Source organism: Clostridium chauvoei, from assembly GCF_002327185.1.
GTDB lineage: Bacteria > Bacillota > Clostridia > Clostridiales > Clostridiaceae > Clostridium > Clostridium chauvoei.
Window position 1 is genome coordinate 1,588,654 of the sequence record NZ_CP018624.1, and the last position, 25,285, is coordinate 1,613,938.

Annotated in this window: 22 protein-coding genes and 2 riboswitches; of the genes, 10 read left to right on the top strand and 12 right to left on the bottom strand. The window is 27.9% G+C overall.

Translation table 11 applies throughout. The features are described from left to right. Positions 1 to 39 precede the first annotated feature (39 nt). A complete protein-coding gene (locus BTM21_RS07455; protein ID WP_079481258.1) occupies positions 40 to 681 on the bottom strand; it encodes a site-2 protease family protein in 642 nt (213 codons plus the stop codon). Between the two features lie 128 nt (positions 682 to 809). Continuing rightward, positions 810 to 2,264, bottom strand: coding sequence for an LCP family glycopolymer transferase (locus BTM21_RS07460; protein ID WP_079481257.1), 1,455 nt, complete (start codon positions 2,262 to 2,264; stop codon positions 810 to 812). Between the two features lie 255 nt (positions 2,265 to 2,519). Between BTM21_RS07460 and BTM21_RS07465 the strand changes: the two genes are divergently transcribed. The 3 genes from BTM21_RS07465 (at position 2,520) to BTM21_RS07475 (ending at position 5,366) form a co-directional block, all read left to right on the top strand. After that, the gene (locus BTM21_RS07465; protein ID WP_021875326.1) at positions 2,520 to 3,500 is read left to right on the top strand and encodes a biotin--[acetyl-CoA-carboxylase] ligase; all 981 of its coding nucleotides are present in this window, start codon (positions 2,520 to 2,522) and stop codon (positions 3,498 to 3,500) included. 254 nt (positions 3,501 to 3,754) lie between these two features. Next, on the top strand, positions 3,755 to 4,660 hold the full coding sequence (rocF, locus tag BTM21_RS07470; protein ID WP_079481256.1) for an arginase: 906 nt from the start codon (positions 3,755 to 3,757) through the stop codon (positions 4,658 to 4,660). Positions 4,661 to 4,733: 73 nt separating this feature from the next. Continuing rightward, entirely contained in the window at positions 4,734 to 5,366 is a 633-nt protein-coding gene (locus tag BTM21_RS07475) for a 3'-5' exonuclease (RefSeq protein WP_021875324.1), read from the top strand. A 56-nt stretch (positions 5,367 to 5,422) separates the two neighbouring features. On the opposite strand, the gene pflA is transcribed toward BTM21_RS07475, so the two are convergent. From pflA to BTM21_RS07490, 3 genes are all read right to left on the bottom strand, one after another. Then, entirely contained in the window at positions 5,423 to 6,127 is a 705-nt protein-coding gene (gene pflA / locus BTM21_RS07480) for a pyruvate formate-lyase-activating protein (protein ID WP_021875323.1), read from the bottom strand. 139 nt (positions 6,128 to 6,266) lie between these two features. Next, positions 6,267 to 8,495 (bottom strand): formate C-acetyltransferase, encoded by a 2,229-nt coding sequence (gene pflB / locus BTM21_RS07485; protein WP_096145398.1) that lies wholly within the window; start codon positions 8,493 to 8,495, stop codon positions 6,267 to 6,269. 169 nt (positions 8,496 to 8,664) lie between these two features. Then, on the bottom strand, positions 8,665 to 9,762 hold the full coding sequence (locus tag BTM21_RS07490) for a GNAT family N-acetyltransferase (protein ID WP_021875321.1): 1,098 nt from the start codon (positions 9,760 to 9,762) through the stop codon (positions 8,665 to 8,667). Between the two features lie 452 nt (positions 9,763 to 10,214). On the opposite strand from BTM21_RS07490, the gene BTM21_RS07495 reads away from it, so the two are divergent. The 6 genes from BTM21_RS07495 (at position 10,215) to BTM21_RS07520 (ending at position 14,882) form a co-directional block, all read left to right on the top strand. Further along, positions 10,215 to 10,754, top strand: a complete 540-nt coding sequence (locus BTM21_RS07495) for a helix-turn-helix domain-containing protein (RefSeq protein WP_079481255.1) — start codon at positions 10,215 to 10,217, stop codon at positions 10,752 to 10,754. Between the two features lie 23 nt (positions 10,755 to 10,777). Continuing rightward, positions 10,778 to 11,827 carry a spermidine/putrescine ABC transporter ATP-binding protein gene (gene potA, locus BTM21_RS07500; RefSeq protein WP_021875319.1) on the top strand — a complete coding sequence of 350 codons (1,050 nt, stop codon included), beginning with the start codon at positions 10,778 to 10,780 and terminating at the stop codon, positions 11,825 to 11,827. Beyond that, on the top strand, positions 11,820 to 12,671 hold the full coding sequence (locus tag BTM21_RS07505) for an ABC transporter permease (RefSeq protein ID WP_096145399.1): 852 nt from the start codon (positions 11,820 to 11,822) through the stop codon (positions 12,669 to 12,671). Before potA ends, BTM21_RS07505 begins: the two co-directional genes overlap by 8 nt. Further along, complete coding sequence (locus BTM21_RS07510) at positions 12,665 to 13,477, top strand: ABC transporter permease (protein ID WP_079481254.1); 813 nt, start codon at positions 12,665 to 12,667, stop codon at positions 13,475 to 13,477. Before BTM21_RS07505 ends, BTM21_RS07510 begins: the two co-directional genes overlap by 7 nt. After that, entirely contained in the window at positions 13,464 to 14,534 is a 1,071-nt protein-coding gene (locus BTM21_RS07515; RefSeq protein ID WP_096145400.1) for an ABC transporter substrate-binding protein, read from the top strand. The genes BTM21_RS07510 and BTM21_RS07515 overlap by 14 nt, the downstream gene beginning before the upstream one ends. A 75-nt stretch (positions 14,535 to 14,609) precedes the next feature. Then, on the top strand, positions 14,610 to 14,882 hold the full coding sequence (locus tag BTM21_RS07520) for an acylphosphatase (RefSeq protein WP_079481253.1): 273 nt from the start codon (positions 14,610 to 14,612) through the stop codon (positions 14,880 to 14,882). Positions 14,883 to 14,898: 16 nt separating this feature from the next. Here the strand turns inward: BTM21_RS07520 and BTM21_RS07525 are convergent, their stop codons facing one another. Then, a complete protein-coding gene (locus BTM21_RS07525) occupies positions 14,899 to 15,861 on the bottom strand; it encodes a glycoside hydrolase family 73 protein (RefSeq protein ID WP_021875314.1) in 963 nt (320 codons plus the stop codon). Between the two features lie 98 nt (positions 15,862 to 15,959). Continuing rightward, the gene (locus tag BTM21_RS07530) at positions 15,960 to 17,336 is read right to left on the bottom strand and encodes an alanine/glycine:cation symporter family protein (protein WP_079481252.1); all 1,377 of its coding nucleotides are present in this window, start codon (positions 17,334 to 17,336) and stop codon (positions 15,960 to 15,962) included. A gap of 81 nt (positions 17,337 to 17,417) precedes the next feature. Further along, positions 17,418 to 17,499, bottom strand: a riboswitch (glycine riboswitch). A 2-nt stretch (positions 17,500 to 17,501) separates the two neighbouring features. Beyond that, positions 17,502 to 17,578: riboswitch (glycine riboswitch) on the bottom strand. Between the two features lie 193 nt (positions 17,579 to 17,771). Between BTM21_RS07530 and BTM21_RS07535 the strand changes: the two genes are divergently transcribed. Then, the gene (locus tag BTM21_RS07535; RefSeq protein ID WP_079481251.1) at positions 17,772 to 18,572 is read left to right on the top strand and encodes a Cof-type HAD-IIB family hydrolase; all 801 of its coding nucleotides are present in this window, start codon (positions 17,772 to 17,774) and stop codon (positions 18,570 to 18,572) included. A 20-nt stretch (positions 18,573 to 18,592) separates the two neighbouring features. Here BTM21_RS07535 and BTM21_RS07540 read toward each other — a convergent pair whose 3' ends face one another. The 5 genes from BTM21_RS07540 to BTM21_RS07560 form a co-directional block, all read right to left on the bottom strand. Then, positions 18,593 to 19,552, bottom strand: coding sequence for a D-2-hydroxyacid dehydrogenase (locus tag BTM21_RS07540; protein WP_021875311.1), 960 nt, complete (start codon positions 19,550 to 19,552; stop codon positions 18,593 to 18,595). A 138-nt stretch (positions 19,553 to 19,690) separates the two neighbouring features. Continuing rightward, the gene (locus BTM21_RS07545; RefSeq protein ID WP_021875310.1) at positions 19,691 to 21,844 is read right to left on the bottom strand and encodes a YhgE/Pip domain-containing protein; all 2,154 of its coding nucleotides are present in this window, start codon (positions 21,842 to 21,844) and stop codon (positions 19,691 to 19,693) included. Between the two features lie 289 nt (positions 21,845 to 22,133). After that, positions 22,134 to 23,255, bottom strand: a complete 1,122-nt coding sequence (locus BTM21_RS07550) for a glycosyl hydrolase family 8 (protein WP_021875309.1) — start codon at positions 23,253 to 23,255, stop codon at positions 22,134 to 22,136. 92 nt (positions 23,256 to 23,347) lie between these two features. Continuing rightward, the gene (locus BTM21_RS07555; RefSeq protein WP_021875308.1) at positions 23,348 to 24,112 is read right to left on the bottom strand and encodes a potassium channel family protein; all 765 of its coding nucleotides are present in this window, start codon (positions 24,110 to 24,112) and stop codon (positions 23,348 to 23,350) included. A 127-nt stretch (positions 24,113 to 24,239) separates the two neighbouring features. Beyond that, a complete protein-coding gene (locus BTM21_RS07560) occupies positions 24,240 to 25,283 on the bottom strand; it encodes an aldose epimerase family protein (protein WP_021875307.1) in 1,044 nt (347 codons plus the stop codon). Positions 25,284 to 25,285: the final 2 nt, after the last annotated feature.

The following is a 25,285-nucleotide window of genomic DNA, read 5'->3' on the forward strand; positions in this document are numbered from 1 at the left end:
CAAATAAGCAAGACCTCTTTTAAAATTTCAATACACTTATTAGAAAAATATACCAACAACACTAAAAGCTATTTTAGTAAATAAAGAACAAATAAGAGTTGAAGGAATTGATATTATTTCACTAGCTACTAATACCACTCCTAATAATATTAATACTTGATATTGATATATAGTATCAGCTACTTTATAATATGTTTTTGGCCATAAATCCCTTAATATATCAAAACCTGCAAGACCAGGTAACGGTAATAGATTAAATATAAATAGATTTACGTTTATTATACAAACATAAAATAACATCCTTCCTCCAATTTCACAAAATTCAGAAGACATACTCTTAAACATATTACTCCATAAAGCCCATATAAATGCAAAAATAAATCCTGTTATTAAATTTCCAAGAGGAGCAGCTATACTAACTTTTATAGAATCCTTATATCCTCTTTTATATGCACTTGGATTAGTGTCTACAGGTTTAGTCCACCCAAAATGAACTAACAAAATCATTATAAATCCAAGTGGATCGATATGAGCTGCTGGGTTTAAAGTTAATCTTCCTTGAAATCTAGGTGTTTTATCACCAAGCTTATCAGCAACTAAAGCTCTTGCATAGCCTTGAACTGTAAATGCTACTAAAATAGCTGGTACTGTTAAAATAATCTTTAATAAATAATTTCTCATATTTTTCACTCCTAATATTTATTATCTAGTATTATATCACATATAATATTTTAGTTATTACGTGTTTACAGTATTTTAATAAAGAAAAACTCCTCTTTAAAGAGGAGCTTTATGTTTAAAATAAATATTTAACGTTGTGAATGTTGTGAGTCTGGTTTATTTACATCTTCACCTGGTGATGGTGCTACAGGTGGTTTTTCTTGATTTCCACTATCTGAACCTGATCCATCCTCTGAAGGTTTAACTGTACCATCTGTTCCATTTCCTGCTCCACCGCTTGGATTCCCACTTCCAGCCCCTGGATTTTCACCTGTTGTTCCACTTCCACCAGCTGTTCCTGGATTAGGTGTTGGATTTCCTCCAGAAGTTCCATTACCATGTGAACCTGAAGTTGAAGATCCTTGGTTATTTAATGAATCTTGCGGTGTAGTTTGAGGAAGTCTCATATCTACATCATCTGAATTTTTATCATTATAATCTTCTGGATTTATTCCGTGTAATGAATTATATCTTGCTTCCTCTGCATCCATTTCAGCTTTTAAATTTTGTATTGATAAAATATCAAATTCCTCTCGATTTGGAAGTTTATTTTCGAATATAAAATCATGTAGTACTTTTGAGTTTTGTTCTTTATCTATAAGTAATACCCAACCTAAATTTTTATATACTCCATCTCTAACTATAAGATCTGTGTGAGGCATTTGAAGTTGTTGAATATTCAATTCTGGGAACTTATAAATTGTATATCCTAAATTTAGGGCTTCTGGTATATCTATGTTAGTATTTACTTGTTTTGCTAAACTATTTGCTATACTCATATATTTTAAAGGACTAACATCCTTTAATTTACCTGCAACTTGTGATAAAACCTTTCTTTGTCTTTCTGTTCTTTCATAGCTACCATTTCCTACTTTTCTAATTCTAGAATAAGAAAGGGCTTGTGCACCATTTAAAGTTTGTACACCTGTGTTAGTTATTAATTCTGCCTTAGAACCTGTTGTGTCTCCTATATATTTATTTAATTCTTCTATTTCATAATCTTGTATATCGGCTTCAATTCCACCAATTTCATCTATTATAGTTTCGAAACCCCAGAAATTAACTATTATATATTTTTGAAGATCAATTTCAAAGGTATCTCTTATTGTTTCCATTAATAATTTAGCTCCACCTTGAGCTCCATCTTCTGCAGCGCCTATAGCATATGCAGCATTAATTTTTTGCTGACCATAACCTGGTATATTAACTAACGTATCTCTCATAATTGAAGTTAACTTTACAACTTTATTGTTGCTATCTAAAGTTGCAATTACGATAGTATCAGATCTTGCTGCTTCATCAAGAGTTCTTCCATCTGTTCCTATTAATAAAACGTTTGTTACGCCTTCTACTTCTTTATAATCTACACCTTCTTTTTCTTGTGGTGTATATTCTGTATATACTTGATTTCTAAGTTTGTAGTACGAGCCTACTACAGTTACTGCTATTATGGCTATTACAACTAATATACTTAATGATATAATTACAGTCTTCTTTTTTTTATTCATTTTCTTCTTTTTACTGCTTGTATTATTTTCTTTCATCATTAATGCCTCCTCTTCCCAATTATATTATATATCCTATTGCTATCTTTTTACAACAATATTGTATTAATTGTAACATTTTATTCTTTTAATTTTATTAAGAATAAATAACATTTTTATATTTTTTATCTTATTTATATGTAGTATTTATATTTAAAAGCTTTATTATGTATTAAAATTCTTGTCTTTATTATATATAACTTCCTTTTACTATGTTATAATCTATCATAGTAAAATTTTGAGAGGTGATTAAATTTGAAAGAAAAGGTTTTAACACTATTAAAAGGCAGTAATGATTTCATTTCTGGCCAAAAAATAAGTGATAAACTTGGTATAACTAGATCTTCAGTTTGGAAATATATAAATATACTAAAAAGGGAAGGTTATGTTATAGAAGGTATTTCCAACAAAGGTTATAAATTAATATCATCTTATGACATTTTAAACCCTTTAGAGATAAAAGAAAAACTTAAAACTAAAAATATAGGTAAAAATATTAATTATTTTGAAAGCATAGATTCTACTAACATTAAAGCTAAAAATTTAGCAAATAGTAATTCTCCTGATGGTACATTAGTAATTAGCGAAACTCAATCTCTAGGAAAAGGGCGTCTTGATAGAGAGTGGATTTCTCCTAAAGGTGGCATTTGGGCGTCATTAATTTTAAAGCCTAACCTTGAACCAATACACGCACCTAAAATAACTTTAATTGCTGCTGCTGCTATGGCTATAACTCTTAAAGGTTATTCTTTAGATATTAAAATTAAATGGCCTAATGATTTAATTTTAAAAGATAAAAAAGTCTGTGGAATTTTAACTGAAATGAATTGCGATATGGATAGAATAAATTACATTATTCTAGGCTTTGGATTAAATGTTAATATACCTGAAAAAAACATACCTATTAATTTAAAATCAAAAGCTACTTCACTTTTAATTTCTACAGGAAAAAGTTTTAGTAGAACAGATTTACTTTGTAACTTTTTAAATAATTTTGAAATACTCTATAATGAATTACTAGATAAAAATCATGCAAATACTTCTATAGATATTTGCAGGAAATATTCTTTATTTATAGATGAAGAAATTATTATTTCTACTCTTAATGAAAATAAAAAAGTTAAATGTATAGACATAACTTCTGATGGGTCTCTTTTAGTTTTAGATTCATTAGGTAATAAATCTAAAGTATTTTCAGGTGAAGTTTCTCTTTCTAAAAATTATATTATTGATTAATTTAATTTTTTGTACATATTTTTTCATCTTTTCTCTATTATAATATTAACAAATTTGCAAATAAAATTTATTGATATTATTATTTACTTGGTATTATATTGATAATTAACCATATCATTTAATACTATAAATTCATTATTTGCAAATACTAGACATATAAATTAATTTTTTTTTAATTTTTTATTTACTTATTCGGTTTAAGCGATTAATATAGTATTGTTGTCGAAATTAATACCCGTTTGGAGGTTTGTTTTATGAATATTAGTATTATTGAAATGCCATTATTTTATGGATGTGATAATCCTGGAGTAGAAAATGGCCCTAAAGTTTTAAGGGAGAACAACCTTCTAGATATTTTTACAAAAAGCCACACTGTCTGTGATATGGGTGAAGTAAGCATTAAGCAAATAGATCCTAAAGATAAATACGCAGCAAATGACAAGATGAAGTATTTAGATGAAGTTGTAAGAGCAAATATCGAATTAGCAAATAAAGTTTATATGTCATTGCAAAATAACTCATTACCTATAGTAATTGGTGGAGATCACTCCTTAGCTCTTGGTAGTGTAGCTGGTACTAGTAAGTATTACGGTGAAGATTTAGCAGTAGTTTGGGTAGATGCACATGGTGATATCAATACCTCTAAGACAACACCTTCTGGTAATATTCACGGTATGCCTTTATCAGGATCAATGGGTCTTGGAGATGACTCATTAATAAATATATATTCACTTGGAAGAAAAGTTAAACCTGAAAATGTATTTATATTAGGTGCAAGAGATTTAGATCAAGGTGAACTTGAACTTATAGAAGAGCATAAACTTAATGTTTGGGATATAAAATATATAACTAAAAATGGAATAGATTCTGTCTTAAAAGAATTTTTAGAAGAAATTAAGAAAAAAGGAATTAATCATATTCACTTCAGCTTTGATATAGATTGTTTAGATCCTTACTATGTTCCTGGTACTGGAACCCCTGTAGAAGATGGATTATCTTTTATAGAAGGAAAAAAAGTACTAGAAACTGTAATAGGTACAAACCTAGTAACTTCTATAGATTTTGTAGAGTTTAATCCTGCATTAGACAAAAATAATAAAACTCTAGAAACCTGTTTAGAGTTACTTAAGATAATTTCAAATTCTTTAAAAAATAACTAATAGTTTTCTATTAGTTATTTTTTTGTGTTATTATATAATAAGTCGATATTTATTACAAATTTAGGAGGATATAATGAAATTACTAATTTTTGATACTGAAACAACTAGCGTAAAACCAGGTCATATTTGTCAGTTAAGCTACATATTAATAGATGCTTCTAAAAAGCCTCAAACTACCATAGGCAAGAACTTTTTCTTTACTGTAGATGAAATGGATGAAGGAGCTGAAGCTGTACATGGTTTTAGTTTAGAGAAGCTTTATGAACTTTCAAATGGTCAAGAATTTTTAGAATTTGTTTCTGAATTTATGCCTGATTTCTTTGAAGCTGATTTTATAATAGGTCATAACGTTCAGTTTGATATAAAATTCCTAAAACATGAATTACAACAGCTTTGGGAGGCTGGTCTTATAGATACTACATGGGAGCCTAAAAATTCATTCTGTACTATGGGTTATTATAAAAACATTTGTAAAATACCTAATCCGAATGGAAATATAAAAAATCCAAAGCTTTCTGAAGTAATAGACTTTTTAGGTATTACAGAAGATAAAATAGCCTCTAAATCAAATGAATTGTTTGAAGGTAGCGGAAACTATCATGATGCTAGATTCGATACTACAGCAACATATTTAATTATTATAGAGGGTATGAAAAAAAGACTTATACCAGCTGGCTATTTTTCTAACTTATTAAAAAATAATTAATTTAAAAAACCAAGCATAAGCTTCAGCTTATACTTGGTTTTTCTAATAAATACTCTTTAAAGAAATAATTCTTTAAACTCATTACATTTTTCTTTATCCATTTGAGGTACGCCTTCTAGTCTATACTTTATTCCTAAGCTTTCATATTTATTAACCCCTAATAAATGGTATGGAAGTAATTCTACTTTTTCTACATTTTTTAAAGTATTTATAAATTCTTTAAGCTTTAACATATATTCTAATGAATCAGTTTTTCCTGGTACAACTACTTGTCTTATCCAAAGTTTTGTACCTAACTTTTGACAAGTGTTTAAGAATTTCTTTGTTTCATCCATTTGTAATCCTGTCATATCTTTATAGCCTTCTTCAGTTAAATGCTTAACATCATATAAAACTAAATCAGTATATTTAAGTATTTCTTCATAATTGCCGTGTCCAACTCCTGAAGTATCTAAACAAGTGTGTATTCCTGCTTCTTTACATAACTTTAATGTTTCTAGTAAAAATTCTGGTTGTCTTAAAGGGTCTCCACCTGAAAATGTAACTCCACCGCCAGAAGATTTAAAATAATTTTTAAATCTTGAAATCTTCTTAACTAACTCTTGTGGAGTATATTCTTCTCCACCCTCTTCTTTCCATGTATCTGGATTATGACAATAAAGACATCTTAATGCACATCCTTGCATAAACACCACAACCCTTATCCCAGGTCCGTCTACTAATCCCATACTTTCTATTGAATGTATTCTTCCTTTAAGCATACTACGTCCTCCTCTAAATCAATTTTGTGATTAATCATGATTAATTATTCTTTAAATAACCACTCATCATTAATCCCTTATTTATTATTAACATTCCCCCACCTATAAAATAGGCAGGGGAATGTTTAAAACTTAATAATTATATACTTTGATGGAATGTTCTGCTTATAACTTCCATTTGTTGTTCTTTAGTTAATCTTGTAAAGTTAACTGCATATCCTGAAACTCTTATAGTTAATGTTGGATATTTATCTGGGTTTTCCATTGCATCTAATAAAGTTTCTCTATTAAATACATTAACATTTAAGTGATGAGCTCCTTGAGTGAAGTATCCATCAAGAATTCCAACTAAGCTGTTTATTCTTTGTTGTTCATCTTTTCCTAATGCATCTGGAACTATTGAGAATGTATTAGAAACACCATCTTGACAAACTGAGTTGTAAGGTATCTTAGCAACTGAGTTTAATGAAGCTAATGCACCATTTTCATCTCTTCCATGCATTGGATTAGCTCCTGGTGCAAGTGGTTCTCCTAATTTTCTTCCATCTGGAGTTGATCCTGTCTTCTTACCATAAACTACGTTTGAAGTTATAGTTAAGATTGATAAAGTATGTTGTGCATCTCTATATAATGGATGTCTCTTTAATTCATCAGAGAATTTAGTTACTAATTCTACTGCTAAATCATCAACCTTATCATCATCATTTCCGTATTTAGGGAAAGTTCCTTCTATTTCGAAATCAACAGCTATTCCAGCTTCATTTCTTATTGGCTTAACTTTTGCATACTTAATAGCTGATAATGAATCGGCAGCAACTGAAAGTCCAGCTATACCAAATGCCATTAATCTACCTACTTCAGTATCATGTAAAGCCATTTGTCCAGCTTCATAAGCATATTTGTCATGCATGAAGTGAATAATGTTCATTGTATCTACATATAATTTTGCAACATATTCTAATACGTTGTTGTAAGCTTCTTTAACTGTATTGAAATCTAAAACTTCATCTTTTAATGGTTTTAATCCTTCAATTACAGTTTTTCCTGATTTTTCGTCTACTCCACCGTTTATAGCGTATAATAATGCTTTAGCTAAGTTAGCTCTAGCACCGAAGAATTGCATTTGCTTACCAACTTGCATAGCTGATACACAACAAGCAATAGCATAGTCATCGCCATAAATTGGTCTCATAACTTCATCATTTTCATATTGAATAGCATCTGTCTTTATTGACATTTCAGCACAATACTTTTTGAAGTTTTCTGGTAAATTTGGTGACCATAAAACAGTCATATTTGGTTCTGGAGCAGCACCTAAGTTAGTTAGAGTGTGTAAGTATCTAAATGAGTTTTTAGTTACTAGAGGTTTTCCGTTTACACCCATACCTCCGATTGACTCTGTAACCCAAGTTGGATCTCCAGCAAATAAATCGTTGTATTCTGGTGTTCTTAAGTGTCTAACTAATCTTAATTTTATAATTAATTGATCTATTAATTCTTGAGCTTCTGTTTCTGTTATAACGCCTGCTTCTAAATCTCTTTCGATATATATATCTAAGAAGTTTGCAGTTCTTCCAAGTGACATTGCAGCACCGTTGTTTTCTTTAACAGCTGCTAAATATCCAAAGTAAAGTGCTTGAACAGCTTCTTTAGCATTTGAAGCTGGCTTTGATATGTCACAACCATATTTAGCTGCCATTGCTTTAATTTCACCTAAAGCTCTGATTTGCATGCTAACTTCTTCTCTTTTTCTTACTAATTCATCTAGCATATCTCCTTGAAGATTATCTAGATCCTTTTTCTTTTCTTCTATTAATAGATCTATACCATATAATGCAACTCTTCTATAGTCACCTATAATTCTTCCTCTACCATAAGCATCTGGAAGACCAGTTAATAAACCTGCACTTCTTGCAGCTCTTGTTTCTTTAGTATAAGCATCGAAAACTCCTTGGTTATGAGTCTTTCTATATGCTGAGAAATGAGCTTCTATATCCTTATCTAGTTCATAGCCATAAGCTTCACATGAGCTTTTAACCATTCTCATTCCACCAAATGGATTAACTATTCTCTTTAACGGAGCATCTGTTTGTAAACCAACAATTACTTCATTATCTTTATCAATATATCCAGCTTCAAAATTATCAATTCCTGATACTCTATCAGTAGCTATATCTATAATTCCTTTTTTAATTTCTTCGATAATTAATTCTCTGGCTTCTCCCCAAACCACAGATGTCTTATCTGAAATAGGAGCTAAGAAGTCTGAATCACCTTCATATAGCTTGTAGTTTTTTTGTATAAAGTTTCTAACGTCAATTTTTTCTTTCCAGCTTTCGCCTTTAAATCCTTCCCATTGTGGAAACATTTCAATTCCTCCCCCGTGTCATTTTTTTAACAATTTTATTATACACTCTATTTGTAATTTTGTTAATATAAATTTTTAATATTTATATGATTTCTTGTAAATATATTAAAAATTATCCAATTTTCTTATATGTTTAAATATTCTCACTATAATAAAATGTAAAAATAACTTATTTAATATTAACCCCAATTTCTGCACTTAATACCTTTACACAATTCTCCCCTGCTATTTTTTTCACAATATTCAAACAACTCTCTATATTCCCTACTATATTAGATGAAATCACTATCTTTCCATTATCTACAAAGTTTTTATCTACCAATTTATGCTTAGATATATTTTCTAGCCTATTCAAATCAAATTCCTTACTCTTAGGAATAAAAAGACCCTCTATTATATTACATTTGTTTAAAAAATGTATTCCTAAGTTAAAACATAAAACATAATCACAGTTATTATAATTAGATAAAATATATTTTACTATAACTTCATCTTCTAGTACTTCTAATGCTCCCATCCCCCCAGGAACTATTAAAATTTCCTTTTCTAAATTATTATCTTTAAAACTTTCTGAGTTAATCTGGATATTATTTTGTAAATTATTTATCCCATCATAAGATATACTTATTACTTCAAACAATTCTTCACCTAATATCTCATTTGCTCTTTTAAATATCTTAAAGGGAATAGAATAATCAATAATATCCATATTATCATATGCTAAAACTTGTACATTTCTTTTTTTTCTAGAACCTCTATTTAAGAAATCATATTTTGTTATTTTATAACTCTCTTGATTTCTAAAGCTTCCAAATTTTTTAAACCCTATTTTTTTAAATATAATCTTAGCATTTTCAGTTGTTATTGTGTCTATTATGGTTTCTCCACCAAATTCTAAAAAATAATATTCAAGAAGAAGTTTTAAAGCCTCCTCTCCATATCCATGACCTCTATAATCTTTGTGTATTTTAATATTTATTCGTGCAACTTTAGTTGCAGAATCATATCCATGAAAACTTACTTCTCCAATAGTTTTATCTTTTATTGTATATATTAAGCAATAAAAGTTCTTTCCATCTGTTGGATATACCATTTTTTTATAAAATGCATCCCACTTATCTCTTGTAAAGTTATAAGTCCCCCCAATATCAACCATGGTTTCTTTATGTCCCCATAGACCTTCAACAAAGGCTAACTCTTTAAAATTTGGTTGCTTTATATAAACTTTTTTACCATTTCTTCTGTATAAATTAACTTTATCATTCATATAATCACCCTTAAATTTAATAAGTATCTAAATATACTCATTAAAATATCTCATATTATTATTATTTTATCAAGAAATTCCCTTACATTGTTTAACAATTTAATATTTTTTTAAGAAATTTATTATTAATACTAATTTATATATATCATCTTAAATTTCATAAAGGTTGATTTCTCTATGTTTTAATGTTGTTATAAAATTTCAATTATTTACACTTCGTTTTTTTCCTTAGTATTTGTAAACTTAAAGTGTTGTTTTATTAAACTTACAATACATAAAACATACTCTAATGTTAATACTATCAATGGTTATAGCAATATTTTTTTTAAAACTTTTTAGTAAAAAATTCTTGATTTTTTATAAATTACTTTATATAATATTTTTTGTTTGTTTAGTAATTTTAAACCTAAGGTTTAGTATAAGCAAAGTTTTTAAAGGTAGAAGGTGTAATTGTGCAAATAGGCGAAAAAATTCGTAGATTGAGAATCGAGAAACAGTTAACTCAAGAGGAACTTGCAAATAGATGTGAATTATCTAAAGGATTTATTTCTCAAGTAGAAAATGATTTAACTTCTCCATCTATTGCAACCCTAGTGGATATTTTGGAAATACTTGGAACTAATCTAACTGAGTTCTTTAGTGAAGATAGTGAAGAAAGAGTTACATACACATATGAAGATATGTTTGAAACAGATAATGAAGATTTAAAATATAAGCTAATGTGGCTTATACCTAATGCTCAGAAAAATCAAATGGAACCTATTATGATAACTTTAGAGCCTAAAGGGCAATATATAGAGGAAGAACCTCATGAAGGAGAAGAATTTGGTTATGTATTATCTGGAACTATAATACTACATTTAGGTGAAAAGAAATTTAAAGTGAAAAAAGGTGAAAGCTTTTACTTCAAACCTAAAGTTAACCACTATATCTCTAATCCTCACAAAACTCCCGCTAAAGTAATTTGGATTAGTACTCCACCATCATTTTAATTTCATAGAAAGAGGTGTTTATTTTGGAACAAAATATTATTGAACTTGAAGGAGTATCAAAAAAATATGGAGATAATAACGTATTAGATAACCTTTCATTAAGTATCAAAAAAAATGAATTTTTAACTTTACTTGGACCTAGTGGGTGTGGAAAAACCACAACCTTAAAAATTATTGCAGGATTTGAACAAGCTGATAGCGGAAAACTCTTGTTTGATGGAAAAGATATATCTTCTTTGCCTCCTTATAAAAGGCAAGTAAACACCGTATTCCAAAAATACGCTTTATTCCCACATATGAATGTTTATGAAAACATAGCATTTGGATTAACAATAAAAAAGATTAATAAAAATGAAATAGATAAAAAAGTAAAAGAAATGTTAAAGCTCGTTTCTTTAGAAGGATTTGAAAAAAGAAATATTGATTCTTTAAGTGGTGGACAACAACAAAGAGTTGCTATAGCTAGAGCTTTAGTTAATGAACCAGAAGTTCTTTTATTAGATGAACCTCTTGGAGCTTTAGATTTAAAACTTAGAAAAGAAATGCAAATAGAACTTAAAAGAATTCAACAAAGACTTGGAATTACTTTTATCTTTGTAACCCACGACCAAGAAGAAGCTTTAACCATGTCTGATACTATAATTGTTATGAACAAAGGGAAAATCCAACAAATGGGGACTCCTGTAGACATCTATAACGAACCATCTAATGCATTTGTTGCCGACTTTATTGGTGAAAGTAATATATTAGACGGTATTATGATTGATGATTTTAAAGTTAATTTTTCTAATAGAACTTTTGAATGTGTTGATAAAGGCTTTAATAAAAATGAAGAAATCGATGTGGTTATAAGACCTGAAGATATAAAAATAGTAAATTCTGATAGTGGAATGTTAAAAGGAATTGTTAAATCAGTAGTATTTAAAGGTGTTCATTATGAAATAGAAGTATTAGAAGGAGATCATTTGTGGATAATCCATAATACTAAACATGCAGAAATTGATTCTATAATAGGACTTGATATATATCCTGAAGATATTCATATTATGAGAAAGGTTAAAAATAATGAGTAAAATAAGAAAACATTCAAGTAGTTTAGAAGTCTCTCCTTTTGTTATTTGGAGTACTCTATTTATAATAATTCCTTTATTCATTGTATTATTCTTCGGATTTACAGTAAAAACTACAGAAGGTAGTTATGCCTTTTCAGTAGAAAACTTTACAAGACTTATTCAACCTCAATATATAAAAGTTTTTACTAGAAGTTTATCTCTTGCTTTTTCAGCAACTTTAGGCTGTTTAATCCTTGGATATCCTGTGGCATATATTATTTCTAAAATGAGCCCTGGAAAAAGAAATATATTAATTATGTTATTTATAGTTCCAATGTGGATGAATTTTCTTCTTAGAACTTATGCATGGCTTCCTATCCTAGGTAAGAACGGCTTTATAAATAATCTTTTATCTAATTTTGGAATGGGTCCATTTACATTTTTATATAACGATGGCGCTGTTATTTTAGGGATGATTTATAATTTCTTACCATTTATGGTGCTTCCAATTTATACAGTACTTACAAAAATGGATCAAAATCTAATAAATGCAGCATCTGATTTAGGTGCTAATAAAGGACAAATTTTTAGAAAAATAGTTTTACCTTTAAGTATGCCTGGTGTTATATCTGGAATTACAATGGTATTTATGCCTGCGGTTTCAACTTTTGTAATCTCTAGATTATTAGGTGGTGGACAATATATGCTTATTGGTAATTTAATAGAACAACAATTTACAACCATGGGTGATTGGAATTTTGGTTCTTCTATTTCCATTTTTATGATGATTATAATTTTAATTTCTATGGCTGTAATGAGTAAATTTGATATAAGTGATAAAGAAGGAGGAGGTCAATTATGGTAAAAAGATTAGAGAGTTTTTTTAAGAAATTTTATTTATTTATAATATTTGTATTTTTATATGCACCAATATTTACTTTAATTATCTTCTCATTTAATGATTCTAAATCTATGGGAAACTGGTCTGGTTTTACATTAAAATGGTATGGTGAACTTTTTAGAAATGAAAGAATATTAGAAGCATTATTTTATACAATACTTATAGCTATTATTTCTTCTATTGTAGCTACTATAATAGGAACCTTAGCTGCTATAGGTATAAATAAGATGTCTGGTCCTAAAAAAACATTTTTATTAAATATTAACTATTTACCTGTTTTAAATCCTGATATAGTTACAGGGATCGCATTAATGAGTTTATTTATATTTGTAAGACCACTTACTAAATTAGATTTTGGATTTACAACTATGTTACTAGCTCATATAACATTTAATATACCTTATGTAATCTTAGCTGTACTTCCAAAATTAAAGCAATTACCAGCTAACATTACAGATGCAGCTTTAGATTTAGGTGCAACACCAGCTTATGCTTTAAGAAAAGTAATATTACCTCAAATAAAACCTGGTATCTTTGCTGGTATGTTAATGGCCTTTACAATGTCAATTGATGATTTTGTAATAAGTTTCTTTACAACAGGACCTGGAGTTACAAATCTTTCAATTGAAATTTTCTCAATGGCTAGAAGAGGTATTAAACCTGAAATTAACGCTCTATCTACTTTAATGTTTGTAACTGTTTTAATCCTATTATTAATTGCTAACAGAAAAGAATTTACATCAAGAGGTGATAAAGTTGAAAATGCATAAAAAATTAATGTCTCTAGTTACTGCTACTATTCTTTCATCTACCTTATTTATAGGGTGTAGTAATAATTCTGATAGTAAAAAAGGAGTCAATGGATCTATAAATGTATTTAATTGTGGAGATTATATAAATCCAGATTTAATAGGTAAATTCGAGGCTGAAACTGGAATAAAAGTTATATACGATACTTATGATACTAACGAAATAATGTATCAAAAAGTTAAAACTAGCCCTGGAACTTACGATTTAGTTTTTCCATCAGATTATATGGTAGAAAAAATGATTAAAGAAGATATGGCTGAAAAAATAGATTATAATAACGTTCCTAATTATATTAATATAGGTAATGATTATAAAAACTTATCTTATGATCCAACTAATGAATACTCTATTCCTTATATGTGGGGAACTATCGGTATAATTTATGATGCTGATAAAGTTAAAGGAGAAATTACTAGTTGGAATGATCTTTGGGATTCTGATTATAAAGATGAGATATTTATGTTTGATTCAATTAGAGATACTTTAGCAATAGCTTTAATAAAACTTGGCTATTCTCAAAATTCCGTTGATCCTTACGAAATAGACAAAGCTAGTGAAGAATTAATTAAACAAAAACCTTTAGTTCAATCTTATGTTGTTGATGAAGTTAAGGATAAAATGATAAATGGTGAGGCAGCTTTAGCAACAGTTTGGTCTGGAGATGCTGTATATATTCAAGAAGAGGCTCCTGATTTAAATTTAAAATATATTGTTCCTAAAGAAGGTTCTAATAAATGGTTTGATACAATGGTTATACCTAAAGATGCACCTAACAAGTCTGGTGCTGAAGCTTTTATAAACTTCTTATTAGATCCAGAAAATGCACGTGATAATGTTGAATATATTGGATATGCTACTCCTAATATAGCTGCATATGCTTTATTAGATGAAGAAACTCAAAAAGATCCAACAGTTTATCCTCCAAAAGAAGTTTTAGATAAATGTGAAATATTTAAAGACTTAGGAAATAAACTTAAAATTTATGATGATGCTTGGCTTAAAGTTAAAATTGAATAACAAAATCTTTAAAAGGTAGATACAAAAAGTATCTACCTTAGCTTTACAAATAATATTAATTACTGGAGGTTTTTTATGTTAAGATACTATGTAGTTGTAGCTGGACGTATTCAAGGCGTTGGCTTTAGATTCTTTTGTCAAAGTCATGCATCTATTATGAATATTACAGGCTTTGTACGTAACATGAGTAATGGTATGGTTGAACTTCAAATTCAAGGTTCTGAGGAAGTTCTAGATAAATTTTTAAGTTTAATAAAATCTGGTAATAGATTTATTAGAGTTGATGATATTTCTATAAAAAAAATACCTTTGCTACAAGAGGAAAAAGGCTTTAAAGTAGTTTATTAATTAAAGCCTTTTTTATTTACCTATTTACTTCTGTATCATATAGCATTAAATTATTTCTTTGTATAACATCTATAAGAGAGTTTGCGTATATAGGCTCTCCATTTTCATTATTAGCTGTACTATAGCCAGCCTTCTCTATTGCTTTAGCTTGATCTTTATAATTCTTTGCTTCAAAAACCCCATTTTCTTTATATCTTATATTTTCATTTAAAAACCTTCCATGATCTTCTATTGAAGCTGCTTTGGTTCTATATACTCTAAAATAATCTTCTATAAAATCATCATAATTTTCTTTAGTTTTCATTTTTATTTTTTTTCCACTCCAACTCTCATCAGCCTTTATTCCAAATAAGTTATTATGTTTATCTGAAAGTTCAGACTCACCCCAGCCAGATTCTAAAATTGCTTGAGCAATTGTAATAGATGGCAATATCCCATATTCTTTATAGTTATTTAAAGCTTCATTTGATAAATCTTTTATAAAAGTCTTTTTATTTTGATCCTTTGCTAAGCTGGTATTAAGATAATTATCTTCTATACTAACTAAACATTCCTTTGCCTTTTTTATCTCTTCTCCTTTTGCTCCTAAATCTTTTAACACTTTTTCTAAAGTCTTTATTTTATATTCTCCAGTATTACTATTATATTCAAAGAAATTATTTCCTATTTTAATTACATCCTCTTTTTTTGAAGCTTCAAAAGTTCCATTATTTATAGTAGCATAAACAACCGCTACTTCTTGCCAATTTAATTGTCCTTTATTTAAACTTACTTCATCACAAGTTTGTATGTAATAATTTATAGTATCCTCTGATAGCTTTATAAAGTCCTTATTAACCCCTCTTTTTAAAAAAGATAATACCACAGTTATTAAAACTACTATTATAAATAATATTTCTAAAAATCTTCTTTTACTTACTTTTTTATCCTTACTTTTTTTATAGCTTACAAGACCAGAATAACTTCCTTTCCACTCCATAAGTTCACCTCCTATTATATTTATATATCTAAAAATACCTTTAAATTACTTTTAATATTTAATATATAAAAAATAAGCTAGCATCTGCTAGCTTATTTTTAGGCAACTACCCCTTCTACTTTCATTTCCTCAAAAAATTGTTCTGTTTCCTCTACAACAACATTTCTAAGCCCTATAAGTCCAATTAAGTTAGGTAATGCCATTAATCCATTAACTATATCTGCTATTATAAATATAAGTTCAACTGGTAAAAATGGTCCAACTGCTACGAAAGCTATAAAAACAACTTTATATGGTAATATAGCTTTTACTCCTATTAAATACTCAATACATCTTTCTCCATAATAGTTCCATCCAAGTATTGTAGTAAAAGCAAAGAAAATAAGTCCTATATTAACTATATATTTTCCTATAATTGCTATAGTTAATCCTATTTCAAAAGCTGATGTTGTTAAGGCTGCACCTTCTAAAGGTCCTTGAAATGCTCCTGTTATTACAATTACTAAACCTGTCATTGTACAAATTATTATTGTATCAATAAAAGTCCCTGTCATTGAGATAAGACCTTGCTTAACTGGTGATTTTGTTTTTGCTGCTGCTGCTGCTATTGGAGCACTACCAAGTCCAGCTTCATTTGAAAATACTCCTCTTCCAATTCCTCTTTGCATAGCAATTGAAATTGTAATACCAATAGTTCCACCTAAAGCTGCTTTAGGATTAAATGCACTTCTAATTATAAGACTAATTGCTTCTGGAATTGCTGTAAAGTTAAATATTAAAACTAATAATACACTAAATATATATAAACCTGCCATTATTGGCACAACTTTTTCTGATACCTTTGATATTCTTTTTATACCACCTAAAGTTACTAATGCAACTAATATTGTTACTAAAACAGCTGTTACAACTAGTGGTACTTTAAATGTTATTTGTGCTGCATCTGCAATTGATTTTACTTGCCCAAAAGTTCCTATTCCAAGTAAAGCAACTCCAACACCAAATATAGCAAAAACTTTAGCTAACCAGTTTAATCCTAAGCCATTTTTTATATAATACATAGGACCTCCAGCCATCTCTCCATTTTCATCTATTTCTCTATATTTTATAGCAAGTACACCTTCTGCATATTTTGTTGCCATTCCAAAAAATGCTGCTATCCACATCCAAAATAAAGCTCCAGGTCCTCCTGCTTTTATAGCTGTTGCTACTCCAACTATATTACCTGTTCCTATTGTTGCTGATAAAGCTGTACAAAGTGCTCCAAAACTTGAAACATCTCCCTTTGCATTATCATCATATTCTTCATCATCCTTAAAAAACACATATTTTAATGCTAATGGTAATTTAAGAATTTGAACTAGCTTTAACCTACAAGTTAAATATATACCAGTCCCAACTAAAAGAATTAGTAGAGGTGGTCCCCACACTATGTTGTCAATTGATTGTAAAAATGATTGAATTTGATTTGTCATAAAAAAATCCCCCTTAAATTAAATTTACGGAGGAGAATAGACTAACTAAAATACTATAAAAATAGTATAAGTTAATCTTATCCCCTGTCCTTTTACCTGAGAGTTTCAGTAAAATAAAAATTTTACCTTGCTCCTTCGGTGCTCTCTTGAGTCTCTCCAGAGGCTCGTCCAGTAACGGTCCTAATACCTGAAAGATTTGCTTCTTCGGTGGATTTTTAAAATCACTCTCCCGCTACCTTCATCCGAACATTATTAAATTATAAAATCATTATATACACCTTTTCTTTAAAATGCAACTTTTTTAAGTATTTTTTTTAAATCTATGTACTATTTTTATTAAAATATATAAACTAAATATTTATATATTCTATATACATAAATTTGTTCTTTTTAGCAAAATCTATTATATATATATTTATAGAAAAAGGTGATATTATGATTAAACTTATAGCATCTGATTTAGATGGAACTTTACTTGATGATAACGGTAAAATTCCTAATGAGTTTGAGGATGTTTTAAAAGAAATTATACAAAGAAATATAAAATTCATTGCAGCTTCCGGAAGACCTTACTATACACTTAAAGAAGATTTTGGTAAATTAGCAAAGCATGTAACTTTTGTAGCTGATAATGGTGCTGTAATAGTAGAAAATGATGAAATAATTCATTGTGATATAATTGAAAAAGAACTAGTACAAAAAATAATTTCAAAATATAGAACTTTAAAAGACATACATATAATTCTTTGTGGCAAAGAATGTGCCTACATCGAAGATACTGATCCTAGATTTTTAGAAGAAGTAGATAAATTTTACTACAAAAAAGAAATTGTTAATAATATAGAAGATATAGAAAATGATATCGTAAAAATAACTTTCTGCGACTTCAATAATGTTAGACAACTATCAGAAAAGCATTTTGCAAAAGAATTCTCAGATGAATTACAAATTGTTGTTTCAGGAAAGATATGGCTTGATATAATGGATAACAAAACAAATAAAGGATTAGGACTAAAAAAAATCCAAGATAAGTTTGCAATAACTAATGGAGAAACAATGGTTTTTGGTGATTATTATAATGATCTTCCAATGTTTGAAAAGGCATTTTTTACATATGCTATGGATAATGCTCCTGAAGAAGTTAAAAGTAAAGCAAAATATATTATAGAAAGCAATTCTAATTATGGAGTTATTAATACGTTAAGAGATAAATATCTAAAAAATCAAGGGGAATAAAACTCCCCTTGATTTTTTTATTAAATCTCTACTCTACCTCTTATTTCCCCTTTATAAAAGGCTTTAATATTTTCAATTATTTCTTTAAATAATCTTTCCCTCGCTTCAACACTTGCCCATGCAATATGTGGTGTCAATATTACATTTTCTTTATTTTTAATTCTTATTAAAGGATTATCTTCTTTAATAGGTTCAACTTCAAATACATCTAATGCTGCTCCTGCTATTAATTCTTCTTCTATAGCTTTTGCTAAATCTTCCTCTACAACTATAGGACCTCTTCCCATATTTATTAATATAGCATTCTTTTTCATTTTCTTAATAGCATCATAGCTCATAAGACCTTTAGTTTTTTCATTTAAAGGTGCATGTATTGATATTATATCTGACTCTTTAATTAACTCTTCAAAATTAACATTCTTATAATCTCTATTTAAATTATTACCTGATGTTGAATAATATATAATATTTACTCCAAAAGCTTCTGCTATCTTAGCAACTCTTTTACCTATAGCTCCTAATCCCACTATTCCCCAAGTCTTTCCTTCTAATTCATAAAAAGGTTTGCTTAAATCAGTAAATAATCCTGATTTTGCATAACTTCCTGATTTAACAAAATTATCATAATATGAAAGCTTGTCATATAACGCTAATACTGTAGCAAAAGTATGTTGTGCTACAGTATTAGTTGAATATCCTGCTACGTTTGTAACTGCTATTCCTTTTTCCTTTGCATATGTTATGTCTATATTATTAAATCCTGTAGCTGTTTCACAAATTAATTCTAATTTTTCTGCATACTTTAAATTACTCTCATTTAAAACAACTTTATTAGTAAGAACTATATTAGCATCCTTGATTCTATCTACTACTTCTTCTTGTTTTGTAGTATCAAAATAAACAACTTCTCCAAATTCATTAAGATTTTCAAATTTAATATCCCCCAAAGTCTTTCCGTCTAAAATAACTATCTTCTTCATTTTACCCTCCTATATAACTAGCCAATTTTATTTTTTATATTATTAATCTTATTATAATATTTAAAGTTTTTATAATCTATATAAATGTAAAATAAAAAAGGCTGTATCAAAATTAATTTTGATACAGCTTTTTTGATTCTAATGACCAATAAGTCCACTTTCTTTTAATTTTTCAACAAAGTTTTTACTTACTTTGTTTATAGGTCCCTTTAAGAATAATCCAACAACTATAGCTAATCCAAAATAGCATAATAATATAGTTAAATCCTTAATTAATAATTCAGGCACTACTCCACCTACTGCTTCTCTCATTCCTGATATAGCATAAGTAAATGGTAATAATGGATATACCTTTTGGAAAAATGGTGTTGTTACTTCTATTGGGAATGTTCCACCAGACCCTGCTACTTGTATTACAAGTAATATTACAGACATAGCTTTACCTACATTTCCAAATATAGAAACTAAAGTGTACACAATCATTATAAATACCATACTAATAAATACACTAATTCCTACAAAAAGTATAGGCTCTGATACATAACATTTAAGTAATAACATATCTCCAATACTAACAATTAAAGATTGACATATTCCTATAAATGCAAAGGTTAAAAATTTTCCAAAGTATTTTTCATATGGTTTTAAATGCATTCCTTCTTCAAAACCATGAGCATCTGTTGTTAATAATGATACTAATATTAATGCCCCTACCCATAAAGAAAGAGTTGAATAAAATGGTGACATTGCTGAACCATAATTTGGTATAGGGAATAATATATCTTCACTTATTTTCACTGGGCTTGCTAAGAAACTACTAGTTGCTTGCCAGTCATTTTCAAACATCTTCAATAACTCATCTATTTTTTCACTATCAGTTAATCCTGAAAGTTTATCCGCTATATTAGCAATTTTTGATTTTATAGTAGGCAAATCTCTTTTTAATTTTTCAAGTTCAGTCTTTCCAAGATCTACACCTAAGTCAAGTTTATTTAATAAATCTTTAACCTGTGGCATAGATTCTTTAGCTTCTCCTACTAAAACTAAAGTATTATCTACTATACTATTCATTTGTTCTACAGCCTTATTTAACTGTGGTACATATTCTGAATCATAATTAGCTACAATATTGCTAATTATTGATTTATTATTAGATACTAAATCCTTTAAATTTTGAATTTTAGTCTTATCTAAAGGTTTAGCATTAACTACTGCATCTTTAGCTGAGTTTATTCCAGATATTAATTCATCTAATTTTACATTTGCATCATTTAATTGTTCTATAAGATTCTTAATTTGTGGATTTAATTTACCTAATGGTTCTAATCTCTTAGTCATATCAGTAATTTTCACTTTTAAATCAGCTACTTTAACTGAAATATTATCTAAAGTCGAAATAATTTGATCCTTATCTATATTAGTATTTAATATAGTATCTAGTAATCCCTCTACAGAAGTTAATGTATCTTCAGCAACTTGTAAATCCTCTTTTATAACAGGTGCTATATCATTAATACCTTTTTTAGTCTTTTCTAAAGCTACTGTAGCATCATTTAAAATAGTTGTACTAGTATTTAAAGTTTCTTCTACTAGTGGTATATTATTATTAACTTTTTTAATAAGTTCTTCTGCTGTTATAGTTCCATCATAAGCCTTATTAACTAAATCTTCTATTTCCGGCATCTTTTCATTTAAATCTATTATATCATCTACAAATTTTATTAGCTTAGGTCTTACTTCTTCAATTCCAACTCCTGTTTCATTTAGAACTTTAAAAATAATTCCATTTACCGTTTCTACTATTGTACTATCTACTTGACTTTTTATAGTATTTACTCCCTTATCTGTAATTTTAGGAGCAATAGCATTACTTTTTTGATTTACTTTATACATAAGCTCTGGCTTTTGTATATCATTAGATACTATTGATAGAATTTTCTTAGTAAAATCTTCAGGAATTATTATTGTTGCATAATATTTTCCCTTTCTTACTGAATCTATACCTTGTTCTTCATTTACAAATTGCCATCCTAAACTATTATTGTCTTTTAGTTTATGTATTAACTCGTCCCCAACATTTATATTTTTTTCTCCAAAATTGTCCCCTGCATCTTGATTTACTATACCAACCTTTATTCCTTTAGTGTTACCATACGGATCCCATCCTGCCTTAATATTAAACCAAGCATATAATGCTGGTAATAGCATTAATCCTAAAATTATAATTAAGGCAACCCAATTTGTAACTATACTTTTTAAATCTCTTTTAAATATTTTAAAGATATTCTTCATCAATTGCGCCTCCATTTCCCATTTAGTAAATCCATTATTATATTATCACCATATTTACAATAATATTTAATATAAACTATCAAAATTAAGAAGTAGAGCTTTAATTTAACTCTACTTCTTAATTTTATATTAAATATTATTATATTTTATTCCGAATTTCTACATTTTTCAATAACTTTCTGTATTTTTTGCAATTATATAAGTTAATAATGATATTCCTGTTATATTTATTAATTTATTCTATTATAATAGAGCAATTTAAAAACATTCTTATATACTATTTAATACTTTACTTTAATTTTTTTCTAAATGCTAATAAAGCATTTAGATTATCATATGAATATACAGCTTCAGTTTTCTCATCTCCAAAAGCTCCATATATATTACTTTTTTCATTCATAACTTGAAATATCTTCATCTTATTTGATGCTAATTCATATAACTCTTTATCACCTACAACCTTTGCGATTTGAATTATATTAGCATAAATGGAAGTAGACTCTATTTTACTTTCCTCTCCAGTTTCTATATTATATAGTGAAGATATGTATCCTTTTTCTTTTAGTTGATCTTTTAACCACTGAATACTTACAGATGTATCCTCCCCCGCCTCGCATTTATTTAAAATAACAAGTACAGAAAGAAGTGAATCTATTTCTTCAGAATCATATGAATTATTGGATACATTATAATTTTTTCTATACAAAGGAAGTTTATCAGAAATAAAACCACCATTAATAACTTGTAAAGCTTTATTATATACAAGCTCCCATTTTTTATCTACTTGCGTTAATAATTTTAATGCAGATAAATCTAAATAACATAAAGTTGTTAAATTGCTCTTACCATATTCATCTTCAAAGTCTATCAAGTTTCCATTTGTCATCAAATTCTTATATATTCCCTGGGAAATTTTAACTCCATAGTATCTATATTTAAAACTTTTAAACTCCTTTGATGCCAATATTAAAGCTTCCGATATTCTTAAATCATCGATAGTTGCTGACACCTCTGATGGTTCTCCATTATCTATCCTCCAACTTACTAAATTATTTTTTAACAGCATTTTTTCCTTTATATAATTAAAAGTTTTATCAAAACCTTCCTCATCTCCATTATATAAATAGTACATAAGTAACATACCTTGAGATTCTGATAATATATTATGTCCTTTTGTTATATCCCCTTCACTTTTTTTATCTTTTAGATTTGTATAAATACCACCATCTTTATCCATTAGATTATTTTCTGTAAACTTGAAAACTAAATCTTCTTCTTTACTCACTTCTTCTTTATTTAAAACACTTTCCACCTTAATAGGTTTTATATATTTTATAGATGTTCCTATAAATATCCCTACTATACTTGCAATAAAAATAGCTAAAATTATTAGTCTCTTGTTTTTCTTCATACTTTACTCCTAAATAAATTCTCTATAGATTTTTCTATTTTAATTATAATAGATTTTTCCTATTTTAAAAAGAAACTTCCTAACATTATACTCTATTTAAGAGATTTCAAAGTTTTATATATATCATCTAGCTCACTATCTGAAAGCTTATCCAAATTATCTAATTTGTATTTTATATTTTCAATTGTCTGTTGTTTAAAATCCATATTTCTCCTTCTTTTACCACCATTTATTATATAAGCAGCTATTGTACTTGTTGTTATACCTATAAACCCTATTCCAAATATCATAAGTAAAACCGCCACCAACCTCCCCATTGATGTAGTAAGTAATACGTCTCCATACCCTACAGTTGTAAATGTAACAAAACTCCACCATAATGCATCTTCAAAGCTCATCCCTTCTAGCAAAGATATCATAACTGCACCTAATACTATTACTATAGTTGTTAATATAAGCATATAATTAAATTTATTCATTTTTTGCTTTTCTCTTATATTCTTTTTAAATTTCATAAGTAAAATTATTAATCTTAAAAGTTGTGCTATTTTTATAGCAACTATATTATTAAAAATTAATGTTATTTCTAAGTATTTAAATATCCTTAAATATGTTTTAACTGTTATTATTACCAATAAGTCCAAAAAATTTTCTTTTATAAATTCTATTTTCCTTCTAGCATATATAAATCCCATAATATAGTCTCCTATAAATATAAACCATATTACTAAATCCATATAATAAAAGGAGATTAATACTTCATGGGGCAAATCTATAGTTATTTCTAACATAAGCATTATAGATGCCATTAATGCTATTAACCCAATAAAATCATCATAAACTGTTTTTCTATTCAAAAGACTCCCCTCAATAATATTGCTCTCTTTATATTTTATAAGTTTTTTAGCTTAAAAATGATTTTAAACTAAAGTTTTCTAAAAAATAAAATGGTGATTAGTTTAAAGCTAATCACCATTTATGGGTTTATTTATCTCTAATTGAGAATTTATATATGGTTTCTTTATTATATTCTTCACCTTTCTTTAAGAAAGAATGATTAACAAAACAACTATCTTTACCTATTGGTGGACTTTGAGTTTCTACAGCTATAGCACCTCTTCTCTTAGGTTTTTCTCCTGACTCTAGTATTTCTTCATCTGGAAAGTTTAAAGAGTATAGTACTACAGATTTTTGATTTGTAAATACATCCATCACTCTACCTGAAGATTTATGATAAAGTCTAAGCTTTATTTTATTTCCTCCATTAAGTATCCATGGATGATCATATCCTTGACCTATTTTAAGTTGAGGATCCTCTTCTTCTATATCTCTACCAATAAGTTTAGGAATAGTAAAATCAAAGGCAGTTCCATTTATATTAAGTAATTTCCCTGTAGGTGCTTGTGTCTCGTCAAGCTCTACTAAAAAATCACTGTCTATATATAAGTGATGATCTAAAATATCCCCTCTTTGATTTCCACTTAAATTAAAATAACTATGATTTGTAAGATTTAATAAAGTATCTTCATCACTAATACCTTTATAAGTTATTTTAAATGTATTGTCTTCAGTAACGGTATATCTAACTGTTACATTTAAGTTTCCAGGATAACCTTCTTCGTTATTAGGACTAAAACATTTTAATTCTACATAAGCCTCATTTTCTAATATTTCTGTTGAAGCTTCCATTATCTTTTTATCAAAGCCAGTATTTCCTCCATGCCCTTGATTTGCTCCATAATTTTTATTTAACTTTAAAAGCTTATCATTTAATTTTACTTCTCCACCACAGATTCTTCCTGAAGTTCTTCCGATTAAAGCTCCATAATAAGATGGATTTTCTAAATATACGTTTATATCTTTATATTTCATAACAACATTTTCAAGGTTTCCATTTTTATCTGGAACTATAACATCTGTTATTATTCCTCCGTAATTTAATACATTAATCCCAAAGCCTTTAGAATTTCTAATTTCATAACTTATTATATCTTTTGAATTATTTACCATAGTATTTTTTATTTGCATTT

Coding starts and splice junctions, on each gene's coding strand:
- rocF (WP_079481256.1), top strand. CDS start 3,755: ATGAATATTAGTATTATTGAAATGCCATTATTTTATGGATGTGATAAT.
- BTM21_RS07550 (WP_021875309.1), bottom strand. CDS start 23,255: ATGAAGAAAAACAAGAGACTAATAATTTTAGCTATTTTTATTGCAAGT.
- BTM21_RS07460 (WP_079481257.1), bottom strand. CDS start 2,264: ATGAAAGAAAATAATACAAGCAGTAAAAAGAAGAAAATGAATAAAAAA.
- BTM21_RS07560 (WP_021875307.1), bottom strand. CDS start 25,283: ATGCAAATAAAAAATACTATGGTAAATAATTCAAAAGATATAATAAGT.
- BTM21_RS07525 (WP_021875314.1), bottom strand. CDS start 15,861: ATGGAGTGGAAAGGAAGTTATTCTGGTCTTGTAAGCTATAAAAAAAGT.
- BTM21_RS07530 (WP_079481252.1), bottom strand. CDS start 17,336: ATGACAAATCAAATTCAATCATTTTTACAATCAATTGACAACATAGTG.
- BTM21_RS07535 (WP_079481251.1), top strand. CDS start 17,772: ATGATTAAACTTATAGCATCTGATTTAGATGGAACTTTACTTGATGAT.
- pflA (WP_021875323.1), bottom strand. CDS start 6,127: ATGCTTAAAGGAAGAATACATTCAATAGAAAGTATGGGATTAGTAGAC.
- BTM21_RS07510 (WP_079481254.1), top strand. CDS start 12,665: ATGGTAAAAAGATTAGAGAGTTTTTTTAAGAAATTTTATTTATTTATA.
- BTM21_RS07540 (WP_021875311.1), bottom strand. CDS start 19,552: ATGAAGAAGATAGTTATTTTAGACGGAAAGACTTTGGGGGATATTAAA.
- BTM21_RS07505 (WP_096145399.1), top strand. CDS start 11,820: ATGAGTAAAATAAGAAAACATTCAAGTAGTTTAGAAGTCTCTCCTTTT.
- BTM21_RS07490 (WP_021875321.1), bottom strand. CDS start 9,762: ATGAATGATAAAGTTAATTTATACAGAAGAAATGGTAAAAAAGTTTAT.
- BTM21_RS07475 (WP_021875324.1), top strand. CDS start 4,734: ATGAAATTACTAATTTTTGATACTGAAACAACTAGCGTAAAACCAGGT.
- BTM21_RS07520 (WP_079481253.1), top strand. CDS start 14,610: ATGTTAAGATACTATGTAGTTGTAGCTGGACGTATTCAAGGCGTTGGC.
- pflB (WP_096145398.1), bottom strand. CDS start 8,495: ATGTTTCCACAATGGGAAGGATTTAAAGGCGAAAGCTGGAAAGAAAAA.
- BTM21_RS07545 (WP_021875310.1), bottom strand. CDS start 21,844: ATGAAGAATATCTTTAAAATATTTAAAAGAGATTTAAAAAGTATAGTT.
- BTM21_RS07455 (WP_079481258.1), bottom strand. CDS start 681: ATGAGAAATTATTTATTAAAGATTATTTTAACAGTACCAGCTATTTTA.